The sequence below is a fragment of the Marinomonas ostreistagni genome (assembly GCF_016461785.1).
GTDB lineage: Bacteria > Pseudomonadota > Gammaproteobacteria > Pseudomonadales > Marinomonadaceae > Marinomonas > Marinomonas ostreistagni_A.
Genome location: NZ_JAEMUH010000004.1, coordinates 266,936 through 283,111, shown reverse-complemented (window position 1 = coordinate 283,111; position 16,176 = coordinate 266,936). Strand labels below are relative to the sequence as shown.

18 protein-coding genes and 1 pseudogene are annotated in these 16,176 nt (G+C 42.7%); 5 read left to right on the top strand and 14 right to left on the bottom strand.

The annotated features are described in order from the left end of the window. Window positions 1-1,036: pseudogene (locus JHD44_RS05750) on the bottom strand (hypothetical protein); the annotation flags it as partial. A 121-nt stretch (window positions 1,037-1,157) separates the two neighbouring features. Here JHD44_RS05750 and JHD44_RS05745 point away from each other — a divergent pair. Beyond that, on the top strand, window positions 1,158-1,508 hold the full coding sequence (locus tag JHD44_RS05745) for a hypothetical protein (protein ID WP_199461808.1): 351 nt from the start codon (window positions 1,158-1,160) through the stop codon (window positions 1,506-1,508). A 23-nt stretch (window positions 1,509-1,531) separates the two neighbouring features. Here JHD44_RS05745 and JHD44_RS05740 read toward each other — a convergent pair whose 3' ends face one another. From JHD44_RS05740 to JHD44_RS05720, 5 genes are read right to left on the bottom strand one after another with little or no spacing between them, the layout of a single operon-like run. Then, window positions 1,532-3,484 carry an EAL domain-containing protein gene (locus tag JHD44_RS05740; protein ID WP_199461807.1) on the bottom strand — a complete coding sequence of 651 codons (1,953 nt, stop codon included), beginning with the start codon at window positions 3,482-3,484 and terminating at the stop codon, window positions 1,532-1,534. A gap of 10 nt (window positions 3,485-3,494) precedes the next feature. Further along, the gene (locus tag JHD44_RS05735) at window positions 3,495-4,187 is read right to left on the bottom strand and encodes a transglutaminase-like cysteine peptidase (protein WP_233401776.1); all 693 of its coding nucleotides are present in this window, start codon (window positions 4,185-4,187) and stop codon (window positions 3,495-3,497) included. Window positions 4,188-4,193: 6 nt separating this feature from the next. Continuing rightward, window positions 4,194-4,490 carry a DUF1244 domain-containing protein gene (locus JHD44_RS05730; RefSeq protein ID WP_199461806.1) on the bottom strand — a complete coding sequence of 99 codons (297 nt, stop codon included), beginning with the start codon at window positions 4,488-4,490 and terminating at the stop codon, window positions 4,194-4,196. A 14-nt stretch (window positions 4,491-4,504) separates the two neighbouring features. Beyond that, window positions 4,505-5,083, bottom strand: a complete 579-nt coding sequence (locus JHD44_RS19205; RefSeq protein ID WP_418903728.1) for a tRNA-uridine aminocarboxypropyltransferase — start codon at window positions 5,081-5,083, stop codon at window positions 4,505-4,507. Between the two features lie 47 nt (window positions 5,084-5,130). Further along, on the bottom strand, window positions 5,131-5,856 hold the full coding sequence (locus JHD44_RS05720) for a pyridoxine 5'-phosphate synthase (protein ID WP_199461804.1): 726 nt from the start codon (window positions 5,854-5,856) through the stop codon (window positions 5,131-5,133). 134 nt (window positions 5,857-5,990) lie between these two features. Here JHD44_RS05720 and JHD44_RS05715 point away from each other — a divergent pair, with 134 nt between their 5' ends. The 3 genes from JHD44_RS05715 (at window position 5,991) to JHD44_RS05705 (ending at window position 7,668) form a co-directional block, all read left to right on the top strand. Then, window positions 5,991-6,668 (top strand): DNA-3-methyladenine glycosylase I, encoded by a 678-nt coding sequence (locus JHD44_RS05715; RefSeq protein ID WP_199461803.1) that lies wholly within the window; start codon window positions 5,991-5,993, stop codon window positions 6,666-6,668. A 10-nt stretch (window positions 6,669-6,678) separates the two neighbouring features. Then, a complete protein-coding gene (locus tag JHD44_RS05710) occupies window positions 6,679-7,323 on the top strand; it encodes a DsbA family oxidoreductase (RefSeq protein WP_199461802.1) in 645 nt (214 codons plus the stop codon). Window positions 7,324-7,470: 147 nt separating this feature from the next. Beyond that, window positions 7,471-7,668, top strand: a complete 198-nt coding sequence (locus JHD44_RS05705; protein ID WP_199461801.1) for a (2Fe-2S)-binding protein — start codon at window positions 7,471-7,473, stop codon at window positions 7,666-7,668. A gap of 16 nt (window positions 7,669-7,684) precedes the next feature. On the opposite strand, the gene bfr (JHD44_RS05700) is transcribed toward JHD44_RS05705, so the two are convergent. The 3 genes from bfr (JHD44_RS05700) to parC form a co-directional block, all read right to left on the bottom strand. Continuing rightward, the gene (bfr, locus tag JHD44_RS05700; protein ID WP_199461800.1) at window positions 7,685-8,167 is read right to left on the bottom strand and encodes a bacterioferritin; all 483 of its coding nucleotides are present in this window, start codon (window positions 8,165-8,167) and stop codon (window positions 7,685-7,687) included. An 11-nt stretch (window positions 8,168-8,178) separates the two neighbouring features. Next, the gene (gene bfr, locus JHD44_RS05695) at window positions 8,179-8,646 is read right to left on the bottom strand and encodes a bacterioferritin (RefSeq protein WP_199461799.1); all 468 of its coding nucleotides are present in this window, start codon (window positions 8,644-8,646) and stop codon (window positions 8,179-8,181) included. A 75-nt stretch (window positions 8,647-8,721) separates the two neighbouring features. Next, window positions 8,722-10,989: a DNA topoisomerase IV subunit A gene (parC, locus tag JHD44_RS05690; RefSeq protein WP_233401774.1), complete on the bottom strand. Its 2,268-nt coding sequence runs from the start codon at window positions 10,987-10,989 to the stop codon at window positions 8,722-8,724. A gap of 190 nt (window positions 10,990-11,179) precedes the next feature. Here parC and JHD44_RS05685 point away from each other — a divergent pair, with 190 nt between their 5' ends. Continuing rightward, entirely contained in the window at window positions 11,180-11,839 is a 660-nt protein-coding gene (locus JHD44_RS05685; RefSeq protein ID WP_199461797.1) for a hypothetical protein, read from the top strand. Window positions 11,840-11,849: 10 nt separating this feature from the next. On the opposite strand, the gene JHD44_RS05680 is transcribed toward JHD44_RS05685, so the two are convergent. The 5 genes from JHD44_RS05680 to JHD44_RS05660 form a co-directional block, all read right to left on the bottom strand. After that, entirely contained in the window at window positions 11,850-12,728 is an 879-nt protein-coding gene (locus tag JHD44_RS05680; protein WP_199461796.1) for a GNAT family N-acetyltransferase, read from the bottom strand. Window positions 12,729-13,033: 305 nt separating this feature from the next. Then, complete coding sequence (gene lipA, locus JHD44_RS05675) at window positions 13,034-13,993, bottom strand: lipoyl synthase (protein WP_055461344.1); 960 nt, start codon at window positions 13,991-13,993, stop codon at window positions 13,034-13,036. Window positions 13,994-14,001: 8 nt separating this feature from the next. Beyond that, a complete protein-coding gene (gene lipB / locus JHD44_RS05670; RefSeq protein ID WP_199461795.1) occupies window positions 14,002-14,640 on the bottom strand; it encodes a lipoyl(octanoyl) transferase LipB in 639 nt (212 codons plus the stop codon). Between the two features lie 3 nt (window positions 14,641-14,643). Further along, window positions 14,644-14,949 carry a YbeD family protein gene (locus tag JHD44_RS05665; protein WP_199461794.1) on the bottom strand — a complete coding sequence of 102 codons (306 nt, stop codon included), beginning with the start codon at window positions 14,947-14,949 and terminating at the stop codon, window positions 14,644-14,646. 18 nt (window positions 14,950-14,967) lie between these two features. Continuing rightward, on the bottom strand, window positions 14,968-16,116 hold the full coding sequence (locus JHD44_RS05660; RefSeq protein ID WP_199461793.1) for a D-alanyl-D-alanine carboxypeptidase family protein: 1,149 nt from the start codon (window positions 16,114-16,116) through the stop codon (window positions 14,968-14,970). Window positions 16,117-16,176 lie beyond the last annotated feature (60 nt).

The following is a 16,176-nucleotide window of genomic DNA, read 5'->3' as shown; positions in this document are numbered from 1 at the left end:
GCTCTGGCTCTGGCTCTGGCTCTGGCTCTGGCTCTGGCTCTGGCTCTGGCTTAAAGGATGTATTCGACTCGCTTAAATTCAAGAGTTTTTTTGAAAAAGGATCTAATTCATTTGATTCAGTTTGATCAGCCGATGTATTAACTTCCGTTGCAGGCTCGGCAACCGTATGAGGATCAAACAGCTGCTTCTCTACTTGCTCAGAAAAATTCTCTTCATGATCTTCCTTTGATTGTTCAAATGATCGATTAAACAAGTTGGCTTCAGGTATTTGCTCGACTGTTTCTACACTCTTTTCATCCGAGTGATCGGTCTTACTTTCACTTAATAAGGATGAAAACGCTTGTCTTGGTGGTGTAGACACTTCATCACTTTCGAGGTCTTTTACTTCAGTAAGCATTTTGACAGAAATGGCGCTTTCAAAGCTTTCCTGTGTTTCTAAATCTGTAGCGGAATGTTCTTCATCTTGTTTCGAATCGAGAGATGCAACACTGTTATTTGTTTTAACATCACTTATTGAAATTTTAAAAATACTCTCGTTATCCGAATTAGAGCTTACATCAGTTGAAAGGCGAGTAATCGAGGGGGTTAACTCTGAAAGTTCTTTTTCAACAAGAGAAGGATCAAGCTTAGCGGTTTTAGTCGAGAGCTCATTGGTCGTTTTTTCAGGTGACTCAGCATTCTTTGACGAGCTCTGAACAAGAGACTCTAAATGAGTCAGCGCTTGTCCTAAATGGCTTTCTGGAGCAGATGTACTTTTTTCCTCTGACGGTCTAACTTTTGAGGGTTCTTCTGACCGTTCAGTGACTTCGTTTACAATTGAAGAGGAGGAATTTTCACTAGTTTCAGGTGACTCGACCGGTTTGCTTTCATTCAACAATTCATTCTTAGAGCTTATTTGTTCGTCAATGGTAAAGTCTGGTTCAAGCTTTTCTTCCTCTTGCGCTAACCAAGCGTGCACGCTTTCCTTGACTCTATCTTCACGTGACAATTCCTTGTCACTTTCCGTAGCGTGTTTCTTTTTCCAGAATAATGCCATATAAAGAAGCTCTATGTACTACTTAATTCATTGTTGATGTGGATGAACTAGGTTATAAAATCACAAAAAATAATACTATTATTATTTTAAGACGATTACATAACAACTTGGGGGTAAAAGTATGCTTTATGCAAAACTCGATGAGCAAGGAGATATCATCGATGTGGCACCATATCAAAACAATGAGTTTACCCAACTCGTGGCACCTAATGACCCATTTGTTGCCGAAATTCTTGCCAAAAAGCTCGACCAAGAATCTTCTCAAGAATTACTAACATCCTCAGACCAAGATATGATGCGTGTCTTAGAGGATTTAATAGATTTACTTACCGAAAAGCGTCTGATTCAATTTACAGAGCTTCCTATGGCGGCCCAGAAAAAACTACTCAGTCGAAAATTCGTTCGAGGCATTCATACCGGAAACAGCGACTCGTTGATTGGTGAAATCAGAGATGATGATGCTTTAATTTAAAGCATCATCAAAACACCCTTGTTCTAGTCATTAAACGGAACAGGACGACCAACTCCGTAACCCTGCACACCACTTATATCAAATTTCTTCAAAATCTCCGCCTGTTTATCGGTTTCAACACCCGTGGCAATCACATCGATATTCAGACTATTGAACATCTTACAGAGCGTATGCATGAAAAATGACTCTGATTCTTTACCTACAGCCAACTTGGTATAGGATGGGTCCACTTTCACATAATCGGGCATTAAATTCTGCAAATACTGGAATGCGGAGAATTGCTTACCTACATTATCGATCCCAAATTTCACTTTGTGAGTTTTTAGGGTCTGAGCCAATAGGAAAGCATGATCTTCTGTTCCTAATACACTTTGCTCTGAGACCTCAAAAGCCAAGTTATTCTTAACCTCTTCGGACAGCTCTTGAAGTACCTTATCTAACCAGCTTACAAAAGACATTTTTGCATAGGCTGATGCGGATAAGTTCACTACAAACGGACCGGAAGTATGAGTCTTCTGAACTGCTTCAATAACCAACTGAATAATCACTTGGTCGACTTGTTCACCCAAGTCAAACTGTTCAGCTAAACCAATAAAATAACCCGCGTGATATTGCTTACCTTCAAATTCTAAGCTGGCAAATAATTCTTGTTGTAACAATTTGTTACGATCATAAGAGGCGGCGACGGACTGACGACGCAAAACAAAACTACGATGGTTTATCGCATGTTCTAACATCTCTTTCCAAGCCAGTCGACCTATCGCCATTTGTTGGCCTGTTTCAGAATCAAATACATTAAACTTATTTGGTCCTGCTTGTTTCGCAGAACGAAGTGCTGCATCAGCCTGCGCCATAGCGTTTGATCGATCAACCGAAGCATCTATAACCACCGCACCGATATTAGCTACCGCCTCAGAATAACTTACCCTTGCCCCAACTAAGTCATGTAAATCAGACATAATGGCAGCCACTAGCTCTTTTAGCCTACCTGTCTCAATATTGGGAACTAAGGAAACAAAATCCGCACCATTTAAACGAGCTAAGGTGGAGTTCTGAAAAACATTGACATGCTTTTCTAAGATTTCTGCAGAACTTCTTATAAAGTTATCCGCTGCCTCATAACCCATTTCATTATTTATTTTAGCTAAATCCAATAAGCTAATAAGAATTAAACCATCATAGGTTCGATCTGATTCGGCAAAATGAGCCGAAACCTGACTTTCAAAAAAATTACGATTTCCAAGACCACTTACAGGGTCTTTGAAAGCTTTTGCTTGTAACCATTGGGCAGTTTGCGCTTCTGCAGCAAATTCACGCTCTAGCTTTGCAGCCATACGGTTCATGGACTCAACGACCGATTTTAACTCTCGGGTTTTTGGCAAGGTTTTCATTTGAATAAAACGACGTTGTTGAATTGCTTCGGCTTGTTTTTCAACCTCTGCCAAAGGTTTAAACAACCATCGTAGTAGCAATCCGCCCAACAAAACGGAGATTGCACCAATTGCTAGGAATGAGATCAACAAATCTCGTGTAGCCATCCAAAGCTGATAGTAGCCATATCCTGCACTGCCGGTAACATAAACTTGACCAAGCTCGTTCCAGCCATTAGAAATGACTGCACTGGCAGTAGGGACTTCAAAATCAATTAAATCAATGAAACTCTGTGGTACACCAGAAATAACGGTAGAGTTGCTGCGAACGATGTCTTGATCATTAGCATAAACATGCACCCTGACACGGGAAAAGTAACCGCTGTCAAAAACTGCATTGACGGAGCTCTCTACTGAGGTGTAATCCTCCAGCGCCATAAAGTCAGATATCTGCATACTTAAAGTGGTCGCTGAATCTTGCGTCGTAGAGCGTAATTGATCGATCAAATAGCTTTTCGTTGTCTGAAAATTAATGGCCATTACCACCATTAGCATCAGAGACAAGAGCAGTACAATCGTGATCAATAACTGTCTAAAAAGAGTCAAAATTTGTCTCCTAGCCTTCTAAATCCGTTAATCGATTATTTAGGTCAGTCCAAAGGCTCAACCTAGACGAGCCTCCAACGAGTTGACCTCGCCCTTTCTCTTTCGCCAACCACAGGTTTTCAGCATTAAAAGAGTAAATCGGCAGTAAATCATTTCTCTGAATAGCTGGCTTAATCGTTTTATCTAAATTATCTAAAATCACAGGCACGGATGTTGGCGTGTGATAGTACGCTAAAACCATATGGTGCTGATTCAAACTGAGTGCTTTTACATAGACAAGCCTCAGTTTCTCATCCGGAACCCCGAGTTCTCGTAAAGCAAAGTATTTTGCTATTGTAAAATCTTCGCAATCACCACCGCCGGTCGCTAAAAACTCGATCGGTGTAGCCCAATAATCGTTCTTTCCCCAATGCTGCTGATCATTCACAAATTGCAGCATATTAAAAAAGTTGTTTATGTTTTGCAGCTGCAGGCTAACAGAAAGACCACGGGATTCTTCAACGGTGCGTCGCCACGCCATAATTCTCAATTCAGCTCGGTTGCCATACTGGGCACCAATCTTTTTCGCCAAGTTGATGTATTTCTGAGACACATCAGCAATCAAAAAAGGGGTCGTTATCCCAGCCATCAACAGGATGACTAAAATGCCTGAATGAAATCGTTGGCTGGTTAAGCGAACTAAGCGCATGAGCAACCGCTGCATCAAGAATTACTCACTCTGCTCGCGTGAGTTAAAATGAGCGATTTGTTCAGCCGTTGCCTCTTTCTGGTACTTAGCTTTCCATTCGTGATAGGGCTCTTTGTAGATCACTTCACGCGCTTCATCGTATGAAAGTTCAATACCACGATCTGATGCAGCCGCAGCGTACCATTTACTTAAACAATTGCGGCAAAATCCAGCCAAGTTCATTAATTCGATATTTTGAACATCTTTTCTCTCATCAAGATGCTCAACCAGTCTGCGAAAAACTTCTGCTTGTAGCTCAATTTCAGTTTGCTTATCCATTTTTTCCCTCTAGTTCATATGCGATGTTTATGGGAATCTGGCTGTTGGGACCATTGCATCTTAATCACTTCATGAAAGAAGTGACGAACGCTACTCATGCGCAAATTGCCCAAACATTCTAAACCATATGCAGCGGCCTCAAGAGTCGATAAAGCGTTTGCATTGGGTGATTTTCGGATCTCATAATGAGACCTTGGGGGCGACTGAAAGTTTACTGTTTTGAGTGTTTGCAATCGCGGCTCCACTAAGTACATTTTTTTGGCCTTGGGCCATGTACCATCTAAAAGAACAATATTACTAATTGAACCGATTTTATCGGTGTCACAGGTTTCTATCGGCTCAGAGACATCACTTGGATACAGTAAAACGGTATTATCACCCCTAACTTTTCTAAAAAATGACGTAAGTGCATCATTATCAGAAAACGAAACAATGTGAGTTTTAGCATAGCAAAGCCGAAACAGCCTAGCGCTATTCTTAGCATGCTTTGCTTCAGTTTTATCTTGTAAAATCCAGACCGTTATATCCCCCTCTACCAGAGGGATCAAACGGCACACACATTGCTTTTCAGGATAATCGCAACGAGGGCACATTACCCTCTTTCTCTTGCAAGGCTGAACTGACCCTACTTTACCCGTGCTCAACCAAGCTGCTCCAAATAACGTTTGACTACATTATCCCAACCAAACTCTAATGCTTCTGCAGTTAAAGCATGACCAATAGAGACTTCCGTAATACGTTGTTCAGAACACAGCAAAGCAACATTTTCAAGATCAAGATCGTGGCCAGCATTCACACCCAAACCAGCGTCTAAAGCGGCCTGTGCAGCAATTTGATATTGCTGGTTAACGGGGACACGCTGATCTGTTGGAAAAGCATTGGCATAAGCTTCGGTATATAGCTCAACTCGGTCAGCCCCTACCATTTTCGCCATTGCCATATTGTCTGGATCCGGGTCCATAAAAAGAACGACTCGTATTCCCTTTTCTTTTAATTTAGCAATCACGGGGCGAAGCGCATCTTGATCTCTTGCAACATTCCACCCATGATCAGAGGTCAATTGATTAGGATCATCAGGAACAAGAGTACACTGGTCGGGCTCAACTTCTAGCACCACTTCTAAAAACTTAGCGTCAGGAAAACCTTCAATATTCAGCTCACGCCCAGGATATTGCTTTAACAACTCTTTCAATTCATATGCATCTCGATAAGTCGCATGGCGTTGATCCGGACGAGGGTGGATAGTAATACCAAACGCGCCAAGCTCAAGGGTTCGTTGCGCCATAGTTAGCATGTTTGGGTAATCGCGGCCGCGAGAGTTTCGCAACAAACCAATTTTATTTAGATTTACACTTAGGTGGGTCATGATCATTCCTGTCATTTTATTGCTTGCATAAGTATACGCGAAGGCAAAGCCTAACTTTAAGAAATAAATGCTCCAAATCAACGGCATAGTCACGATTATGTTACAATCGCACAACTCATGTTAAGGAGCCTACAGTGTCCTCATACGAACCCTTTTCAGATATTTATCAAAGAGCAATACATCGTTTTGGTAGTGAGCAGGCATTACAAAGCCATTTAATTACCCCCAAGACTCAAATAGAGCTTTTGCAAATTAGTGATGATCGATGGCTTTCAGCCTTCTCTCAGAAAATATTTCAGTCCGGTATGAATTGGCAAGTGGTTCGCAACAAGTGGCCCAATTTTGAAACCGCATTTTTTCAATTTGATGTTGAAAAAATGCTTCTTATTCATGATGAGATGTGGGAAGAGAAAGCCAAAGATCCAAGTATTATTAGACACTTGGCAAAAGTCATGACGATTCGCGAAAACGCTATCATGATGGCTGAAGTCAAAGCAAACCATCAAAGCTTTTCTAGATTTGTTGCTGAATTTCCTAGCAATAATATTACTGAACTGTGGCAATACCTCAAAAAGCATGGTGCTCGCCTTGGAGGCAATACCGGAGCTTATACCCTCAGAGTGATGGGCAAAGATACGTTTATCCTTACAAAAGACGTGGAAGGCTACTTACGTAATCAGCAAATCATGACCACGGGACGCGACACTCAAGCGGCATTAAAAGCCGCACAAACCGCTTTTAATCATTGGCATCAAGAGTCTAATTTACCTTATTGCCAAATTAGTCAATGCATCGCCTACAGCGTAAACTAACGGAGAAACAATGGCCGACTTAACTATCGATATCGTGGCAGACCCAATCTGTCCATGGTGCTACCTTGGTTACACCCGCTTAAAAGCTGCCATAGAGCATTTAGGGGATGATTTTCGCTTTGACATACACTGGCTACCCTTTGAATTACACCCAGATATATCGAAGCAAGGAGAGCCTCGTACTAGCTATCTGGGTAAAAAATTCGGTAGCCAAGAAAAATTAAATGAAGTGACTCACGCCCTTCAGAATGTAGGCTATGAAGCAGGTCTAGAATTCAATTTTTCCGACAAAGACATTATCCCCAATACCAAGTTAGCACATCAGTTTATCGCTCAAGCAAGCCGAATACGCTTAGCAACACCTATGATGACAGCCCTCTTCTATGCTTACTTTACGAAAGGAGAGAATATTGGAGACATTGCTATCCTTACGCGTATTGCCAAGGAAGTTGGCTTTCAAGAAGAAGATATTGAAGATGCCATCTCACGCGAAGCGGAATACCTTGTAGAAGAGAAGATTGAAAAATTAGTAAAACTCAATATTCAATCAGTTCCTACCTATATCATTAACGAAAAGTACCTAGTTCAAGGTGCACATCCCCCTGAAACCTTCGCTGAAATCTTAACCGACATCACAAAAGAAAAGGACGCTTAAGCGTCCTTTTCTTTTGTATTCTGTAACAAGCCGTACAATTTTTAAAATCTATCAACTTTAAGCAATAAATAAATTTAATTTTATTGATAACTATTATCATTGAAAATAAAATCGAAGATAAATCGAACTGAGAGTGATTTTCATTTTATGTACGTTTGTCTTTGCAACGCCGTTTCTGATAAAGCGATCAAAAAATCTATTGCCGAAGGCGCTACAACAATGCGTGAGCTTTACTCCGAGCATTGTGTAGGCAACCAATGCGGCAAATGCTGTAAGGACGTAAAAGGAATCCTTAATGAGGAGCTCTTGAAACTTGCAGATGAGCTCCTCGTCAAAGTCGCTTAATCAACGATAGCGACCATTAATCTACAGAAGATTCTCCCATCTGAGACTGCAAGTAATTCTCCAAGCCTGCTGTCTTGATCAAATGCTGCTGCGTCTCAAGCCAATCAATTTGTTCTTCCTGCTCATCTTGAATGTGCTCAAGTACTTCACGGCTAATAAAGTCTTTCTTCTCTTCACACAGCTTCACACCCTCCTGAAGATCAGGTAGCGTTGCCAATTCGAAAGACAAGTTCGAGGCAATCATTTCCTCACTATCTTCACCGATACGAAGTCGACCTAAATCTTGCAAATTAGGTAGCCCCTCTAAAAATAAAATACGCTCGATCAAACGATCGGCATTTTTCATTTTTTGAATAGAAGTCTTGTAATCAGCTTTATCAAGCAACTCAAAACCTTGATCTTTAAACATTCGCGCATGTAAAAAATATTGGTTGATACCAACCAATTCATTCGCTAATACTTTATTTAGGCTTGCAACAACCTGCTTATCACCTTTCATATCAACTCCTATTACATTTGCGATTGAATGTAGTTCTGTTCACCGATGGTATCCATCAAACGCAATTGCTTTTCCAGCCAGTACACATGGTCTTCTTCTGTATCAAACAGAAGTTTCTCAAGCATTTCGCGTGTTTGGTAATCACCTTCTTCTTCACAAATTGCAATGACATCACGCACCGCTGCAACAACTTCTAATTCAAGCGTCAGATCATTCTGCATGATGGAACGAACATCATTGCCAACAAGCAAATCACGGCGTTTAGTTAAACATGGCGTTCCTTCTAAGAACAAGATACGCTTAATCAGCCAGTCACAGTGATCCTTCTCTTCATCCATTTCATGGTTCAAACGATCATACAGTTTGCTTAAACCCCAATCGTCATACATACGAGAATGAATAAAATATTGGTCAATTGCGGCCAGCTCATTCTCTAAAAGTGCATTCATGCTATCGATTACTTTTTGACTGCCTTTCATAAGTCTATACCCCTTAATTCAAAGTGCTTTAAAAATAGCACTTTTTTGTTTCAATACTAAATCTGAATTAAAAACCTAGTTAGAAGGTTTCCCTTCTCCCACTTTTACCTCTAGCTGATCTATTCGCTGGAAACCTCGCGGTAGTTTCAGACCTCTTCGCCCACGCTCACCAATATAGTCCGTCATTTCTTTTTCAGTAAAGGTCATAAAACGCTTACCACTGTGCGCGTAAAGAAGGTCTTCAGGCAACAATGTTGCTAGAGCACAGACCCACTCTTCACGATCCTTCGCTCTCGCAGACGAAATACTAATGAGTTTATTTCCTTTGCCTTTAGCCATTTGTGGCAATGACGCCACATTAAATGCCAGCATACGCCCTTCATTTGATACCACGACCGCTCGTGATCGCTCTGGATCCGCCACTTTTACAGGCGCCAGGACTTTAGCATTGGTCGGTAATGTTAACGTCGCTTTGCCCGCTTTGTTTTTGGCGTGTAGGTCAGCCAGCTTCGCAACAAACCCATAGCCAGCATCTGAAGCAATCAAATAATACGAATCATCAGTATCCAAAACTGCAGCGACAATCTGTGCATCTTTCTCTAATGTAATTCGTCCAGTAATCGGTTCGCCTTGACCACGTGCCGATGGTAATGTGTGCGCCTTGATGGAATAGGTTCTTCCATTAGAGGCCAACAAAACTAACGTCTGATTGGAGCGTCCTTTGCTAGACAACAGGAACTCATCACCAGATTTATAGCTGAGACCGCGTTCATCAATTTCATGGCCTTTAGCCGCTCGAATCCACCCCTGCTTAGAGAGCACCACTGTGATCGGATCATTAGACAACAAGTCTTCTTCACTAAAGGCCTGTGCTTCTTTACGCTCAACAATAGGAGTACGACGATCGTCACCAAAGTCATTGATTGCTTCTTCAATTTCTTTAATGATGAGTTTTTTAAGCTTAGAATCTGAGCCAAGGTAACCTTCTAAAAGCTGACGTTCTTTTTCAAGCTCATCTTGCTCACCACGAATCCGCATCTCTTCAAGCTTCGCTAAATGACGCAATTTCAATTCAAGAATTGCCTCGGCTTGGGTATCTGTCAGATCAAAGCGCGACATCAATACAGGCTTAGGCTTGTCTTCATTTCGAATAATCTCAATGACTTCATCGATGTTTAGGAAGGCAATCAGCAAACCTTCTAAGATGTGCAACCTTTTCAGAACCTTATCAAGGCGAAACTCTAGCCTTTTACGAACCACGCCGATACGAAAGCGTAACCATTCACTAATAAACACTGGTAGGCTTTTCACCTGAGGCAGACCATCAAGGCCAATCACATTCATGTTTACACGATAGGATTTTTCTAAGTCCGTAGTCGCAAACAGATGTGTCATTACCCCTTCAATATCTACTCGATTGGATTTCGGTACGATTACTAAGCGCGTTGGGTTCTCGTGATCCGATTCATCACGAAGGTCCACCACCATTGGCAGTTTTTTCGCCTGCATTTGGGCGGCCATTTGCTCTAGGATTTTGCTTCCAGAAACTTGATGAGGCAATTCGTAAACAACGATTTCGCCCTCTTCAACACTGTAGCGAGCACGAGCCTTCACCTGCCCTTTACCTGTCTCATACAACTTACGCAGATCTTCTCGCGGAGTGATAATTTCACCACCAGTCGGAAAATCTGGGCCTTGCACATATTCTAAAAGTTCATCCAAGTCCGCTTTCGGATGCTTAAGCATATGAATACAGGCTTCCCCCACTTCGCGGAGGTTATGGGGAGGAATATCTGTCGCCATACCGACCGCTATACCGGTCGTACCATTTAGCAAAAGGTTGGGCAATCGAGCAGGAAGAACAGCAGGCTCTTCCAATGTACCATCGAAGTTTGGCACCCAATCTACCGTACCTTGATTGACTTCCTTTAGTAGTACATCGGCATATTTGGATAAACGAGATTCTGTGTATCGCATCGCAGCAAAAGATTTCGGGTCATCGGGTGCACCCCAGTTCCCCTGACCGTCTACAAGTGGGTAGCGATAAGAAAACGGCTGTGCCATCAGCACCATTGCTTCATAACAAGCACTGTCACCGTGCGGGTGAAACTTACCCAATACATCACCGACCGTTCTCGCAGACTTTTTGTACTTTGCCGTCGCTTTCAGGCCAAGCTCACTCATAGCATAGACAATACGTCTCTGGACAGGCTTTAGCCCATCACCTATATGTGGCAAGGCTCGATCCAAAATGACGTACATTGAATAGTTCAAGTAAGCCTTTTCAGTGTAGTCTTTCAAAGAAAGCGTTTCATTGGCTTCGAAGTTGGTTAACTCACTCAAAAGCATTGTCCTTTCAAAATAAGATTTACTTAGAAAAAGACTAAGTAAATCTGTAACTTAATTATTGCCACCTACTATAATCAGGCACCATTTCACCTGCAACCGAAACCCCACACTAAATCGACATTAGTTGTTTTTTTCTTTCCGATGTAAACTATCTTAAGAACAAGCTGATGCAGGTAACGCGGGGATGAAAGCAACATTAGGACAAGATAGTTGGCAAAACATAGTTCATCATTCCGATTTGTTAAGCATTTACGAAATCCAGCTCAGCATGAATGAGCACGCCAATCATAACATTGCCCTGCCTTTCGATAGCTTATTGACCGTCACTGAGGGGCAAATTTTCTTAGAATCAGAGGGTGAAGAAACATCTCTTAAAGCGAACCAAGCCGCATGGCTTAGCCATAACCAACCTCTTAAATGTGTTGCTCTGTCAGACAGCGTAAGATTATTCATCGTGGTATTTGTCGGCCAGACAAAACGAGACAGAAAACGCTGTGAACGTTTTGCAAGTGGCACTGAGCATAAGCACCAGCTAAGCAGTGGCATTACCCATTGGACAGTAGAAAGCAAAGATCTAGGTAAAATAGAATGGGTGATGTTACCCGCACTACATAAAGAGCCTGCTTATTATCTAAAAGCGTCTGAACAATACATTTTACCGCTCAACCATAACGGCGCTTTGAGCATTACCTATGATCAAAAAACGGCCTACGCGATTGATAAGTCAGGCATTGTCATTGAAAAAAGCTGTTCACGTAGCTTAATCAACCGCTCTTCAAAACCGATCACGTACCTCAGCATTATTAGCCCTTACCCTTCAAGAAGCAGAGTACTGAAAGTATAAATAGATAAAATTAACGCAGAGTCAGTGCAGTGAGAATATGGTCTTCCCATTGCCCATTAATTTTCAGGTAATTCTTCGCCATCCCCTCTTTCTCAAACTTTAATCGAGTGAGTACATTGGCACTTTTTTGATTTCTCGGCATATAGCACGCTTGAATCCGATCGATGTTTAACTCTTTTGAGATGTATTCGATACCTGCTGATAAACATTCATGCATATAGCCTTGGCCTTGAAGGTCTGCTGCCAAGCTGTAACCTAAGAAGCACGATTGGGACACCCCTCGTACGAATTGTGAATAATTGCTATACGCTAATATACGATCTTGCTCAGCATTCAATAAACACAATACACAGCCACGATCCTCTAAAAAGTCCCTTCTCATTTCTTTAATGCGCAGATAGCAAGTATCGTCTGTGTAATAGTCTTCCCCCCGCAAAGGCTCCCAACGTTGTAAATGTTCACGCTGCTCATTTACGTAAGCTTTTAACAGAGGCATATCTTCCACAGCAAGCAACTTTAACACGCCGCGAGGCGTCTTGATGACGGGAAACCTACCAGCGTCTTGCCAGCTTTGACGATTTACCACCACATTCTCCTTTTGTACAACCAATAGCTTTAGACTGTATCGCTCAAACCAAAACTGAACACCAATTGATAAAGTGCGAGTCAGCATGGAGTGGTTCATCCAAGCCTCGGCTTGATGCAGTTCAGCCCAGTAGAACATGACCTTGGACGACTCTTCTGCCACCCAGCTAGAGTACAAAAATCCCTCTTGATCAGCGGCCAGCTCTAAAACCTTCTCAGTCATCACTCGATACATTACATCGTCACGTAACGCAGATGTCTCAATGCATACAGCGTAATACGGCGTGTCGAAATCAACTTCCATATACAATACTCATAAAAAAATTCACAATATCGGAACCAAGCACAGCAGCCATTGTCTATAATATAACCAGTTAAGATTAAGGACAGTGAGCTAGATCTTAACTCGGTCATTGCAGCGTACACCTTTTAGCAATGCCCATTTACATATTAGTTCCAACATGCATTCGACGCATCCCCCTTTGCGTCTGATATGGACAGCTTAGCCCGCCTACTTCGGCGGGCTTTTTTTATAAAAAAACGAGAAGTGCTCAACACACTTCTCGTTTATTGATAAACAAACTATTTTAGATAACCAAGTTTGATGTGTTACGAAACACGCTCACCGTGGGCTTGTTTGTCCGCATGGTACGAAGAGCGTACCAATGGGCCACAGGCTGCGTGTTTAAAGCCAAGTTCTTTCGCCACTTGCTCGTAGCGTTCGAACTCTTCAGGATGCACAAAGCGATCCATTGGGAAGTGATGCTTTGAGGGTTGCAAGTACTGACCAATCGTTAGCATGTCAACGTTGTGAGCACGCAGGTCTTTCATCACTTCGACGATTTCTTCAAAGGTTTCACCCATACCGACCATCAAACCTGATTTAGTCGGTACGTCTGGGCAACGCTCTTTAAATTTCTTCAACAGATCTAACGACCACTGGTAGTCTGAACCTGGGCGAACCTGACGGTACAAACGTGGGATCGACTCTAGATTATGGTTGAAGACATCTGGTGGCGCAATTTCAAGAATATCCAATGCCACGTCCATACGACCACGGAAGTCTGGTACTAGGGTTTCAATCTCAATATTTGGACTTTGCGCTCGAGTCTCGCGGATACAGTCAACAAAGTGTTGCGCACCACCATCACGAAGATCATCACGGTCAACTGAGGTGATGACCACGTATTTCAAACGCATATCACGGATCGCTACCGCTAGCTCTTTTGGCTCGTCTTCGCTTAGAGCATTCGGACGACCATGTGCCACATCACAGAATGGACAGCGGCGAGTACAAATATCGCCCATGATCATAAAGGTCGCGGTGCCGTTAGAGAAACATTCGCCAAGGTTTGGACAGTTCGCTTCTTCACACACGGACGCCAATTTATGCTCACGTAGTGTGCTCTTAATACGAGCGATCTCTGGAGAAGCTGGCATACGTACGCGCAACCAGTCTGGCTTGCGTGGAATTTCTTCCGTTGGGATAACTTTTACAGGGATACGGGCCATTTTATCTGCGCCGCGCAGTTTTTCACCCTGCACAACTCGCTTTTGCTGAGTAGTCATTCTTATATTCACCCTTGTTGGATAATCGGATGAGGATATCCGAGACGTTCAGCCAGTATGTTGGCTAACTGAACTTTAACTTGCGCCATGCTGGTCTGTGGCTGCAAGCGCTTCATATCTATCATTTGTAGCCCCTGGTAACCGCAGGGGTTGATTCGCAAAAATGGATTTAAATCCATGTCTACATTTAATGCCACGCCATGAAATGAGCACCCTCTACGGACTCGTAGACCTAAAGAGGATATTTTCATTCCATTCACATAAACACCCGGTGCATCCGGCTTGGGGTAAGACTCAATGCCATGCAGTTTGCAGACATCTACAATTGAGTTTTCGATCAGCGTCACCAGATCACGAACACCAATCCCTAAGCGTTTAAGGTCGATCATGATGTAAGCGATTAACTGGCCTGGCCCATGATACGTGACCTGCCCGCCACGGTCCGCTTGAATAACAGGAATTTCACCAGCATCCAAAAGATGCTCCGCCTTGCCTGCTTGTCCTTGCGTAAAAATCGATGGGTGCTCTAAGAGCCAAATCTGATCTTGGTCTTGCTTCGTACGAGTCTGGGTAAACTGCTTCATTTCTTCCCAAGTGGACTCATATGGAACAACCCCAAGATCACGGCATAGAATTGCATTTGGCATGAATTACATAACCATTTTGATGGCTTCAACTGCCATAAGATCTTCATGTAAACGAGCCAATTGTGTCTCACTTTGAGCACGAATTCGCAAACTAAAGCTTACAAAACGTCCTTTCGAAGAGACATTCTTCTTTATCGACGACTCGTCAAACTCAGGGGCATGAGAACGTACACGAGCAACCACTGTTGCTTGAATATCCACCTCATCCATCGCGACAACTTTAATCACATAATTGTCGCAGGGAAACTCGATTTTCGGGGCATCTGGCGCATCCGTTGCAACAACACCTTGCTTATTAATTAAAGCCATTCTTTGCTATACCATCACTTAAAATAAGTTCATAAAGAACAATTTAACTTTATCGAACAGGCGCTTAAAGAAACCGCCTTCTGCTACAGGCTCTAATGCCACCACTTCTCTTTCAAGCAGTACATTATCAGCTGTACCTACAATAATTTTACCTAATACATCACCCGCAGCGATAGGTGCTTCGATTTCAGGTACTAACTCTAATGAAGCGGGAATAGAGTCTGCATTTTGACGTGGCATGGTAACCAGTACATCATCAGCAAATCCTACTTTTACTGTGTCGGCATCCCCGCCCCAAACTCGTGCATCACTCAGAACTTGGCCTGCACTGTATAGCTTACGAGTTTCGTAGTATCGGAACCCATAATTCAGCAGCTTTTGAGTTTCAGAAGCACGCGCTTCATCGGAGTTAGTTCCCATGACAACAGCGATCAATCGAGTGCCATTACGAACTGCAGATGCAGCTAAGCAGTAACCAGCTGCTTCCGTGTGACCAGTTTTTAGACCGTCAACGGTTTTGTCACGCCATAGCAGCTTATTGCGATTTGGTTGGCGGATATCATTGTAAGTAAAATACTTCTCTGAATACATTTTGTAATTTTCAGGGAAATGAACAATGGTGGCACGAGACAGTAGTGCTATATCATAGGCACTGGAGTAATGCCCCTCTGCGGGAAAGCCTGTAGAGTTAACAAAATGCGAATTGTTCATGCCTAGTAGCTTGGCGTGTTGATTCATCAGATCAGCAAACGCAGCTTCACCGCCAGCAATGTGCTCAGCTACAGCAACGCTTGCATCATTACCAGACTGAATAATAATGCCGCGCATTAAATCTTCTAAACGCACTTGAGTGCCTTCACGAATAAACATTCGTGAGCCTTCCATGCGCCAAGCTTTTTCACTGATCGTCACCTGATCATTAAAAGAGATATTCCCTTTCGCAAGCTCGTATTCAGCAATATAAGCCGTCATTAGCTTAGTTAAGCTAGCCGGCGGTAACTCTTCACGACTATTGTGTTCGACCAACACATCTCCAGTGTAAGCATCCATCAGTACATAACTGTTCGCAGATAACTGAGGTGGTGCCGGAATCAATGACGGTGCCGCGAAGGCATGAGTGGACACAAAGGTAAATACAAAAATAACAAGTGATAACAGTCGTTTCATAGTTTTAAACGTCTTAGTCTAATCCGTGAGGCGAGAATGATACTAGAGGGAGCTTTGAAT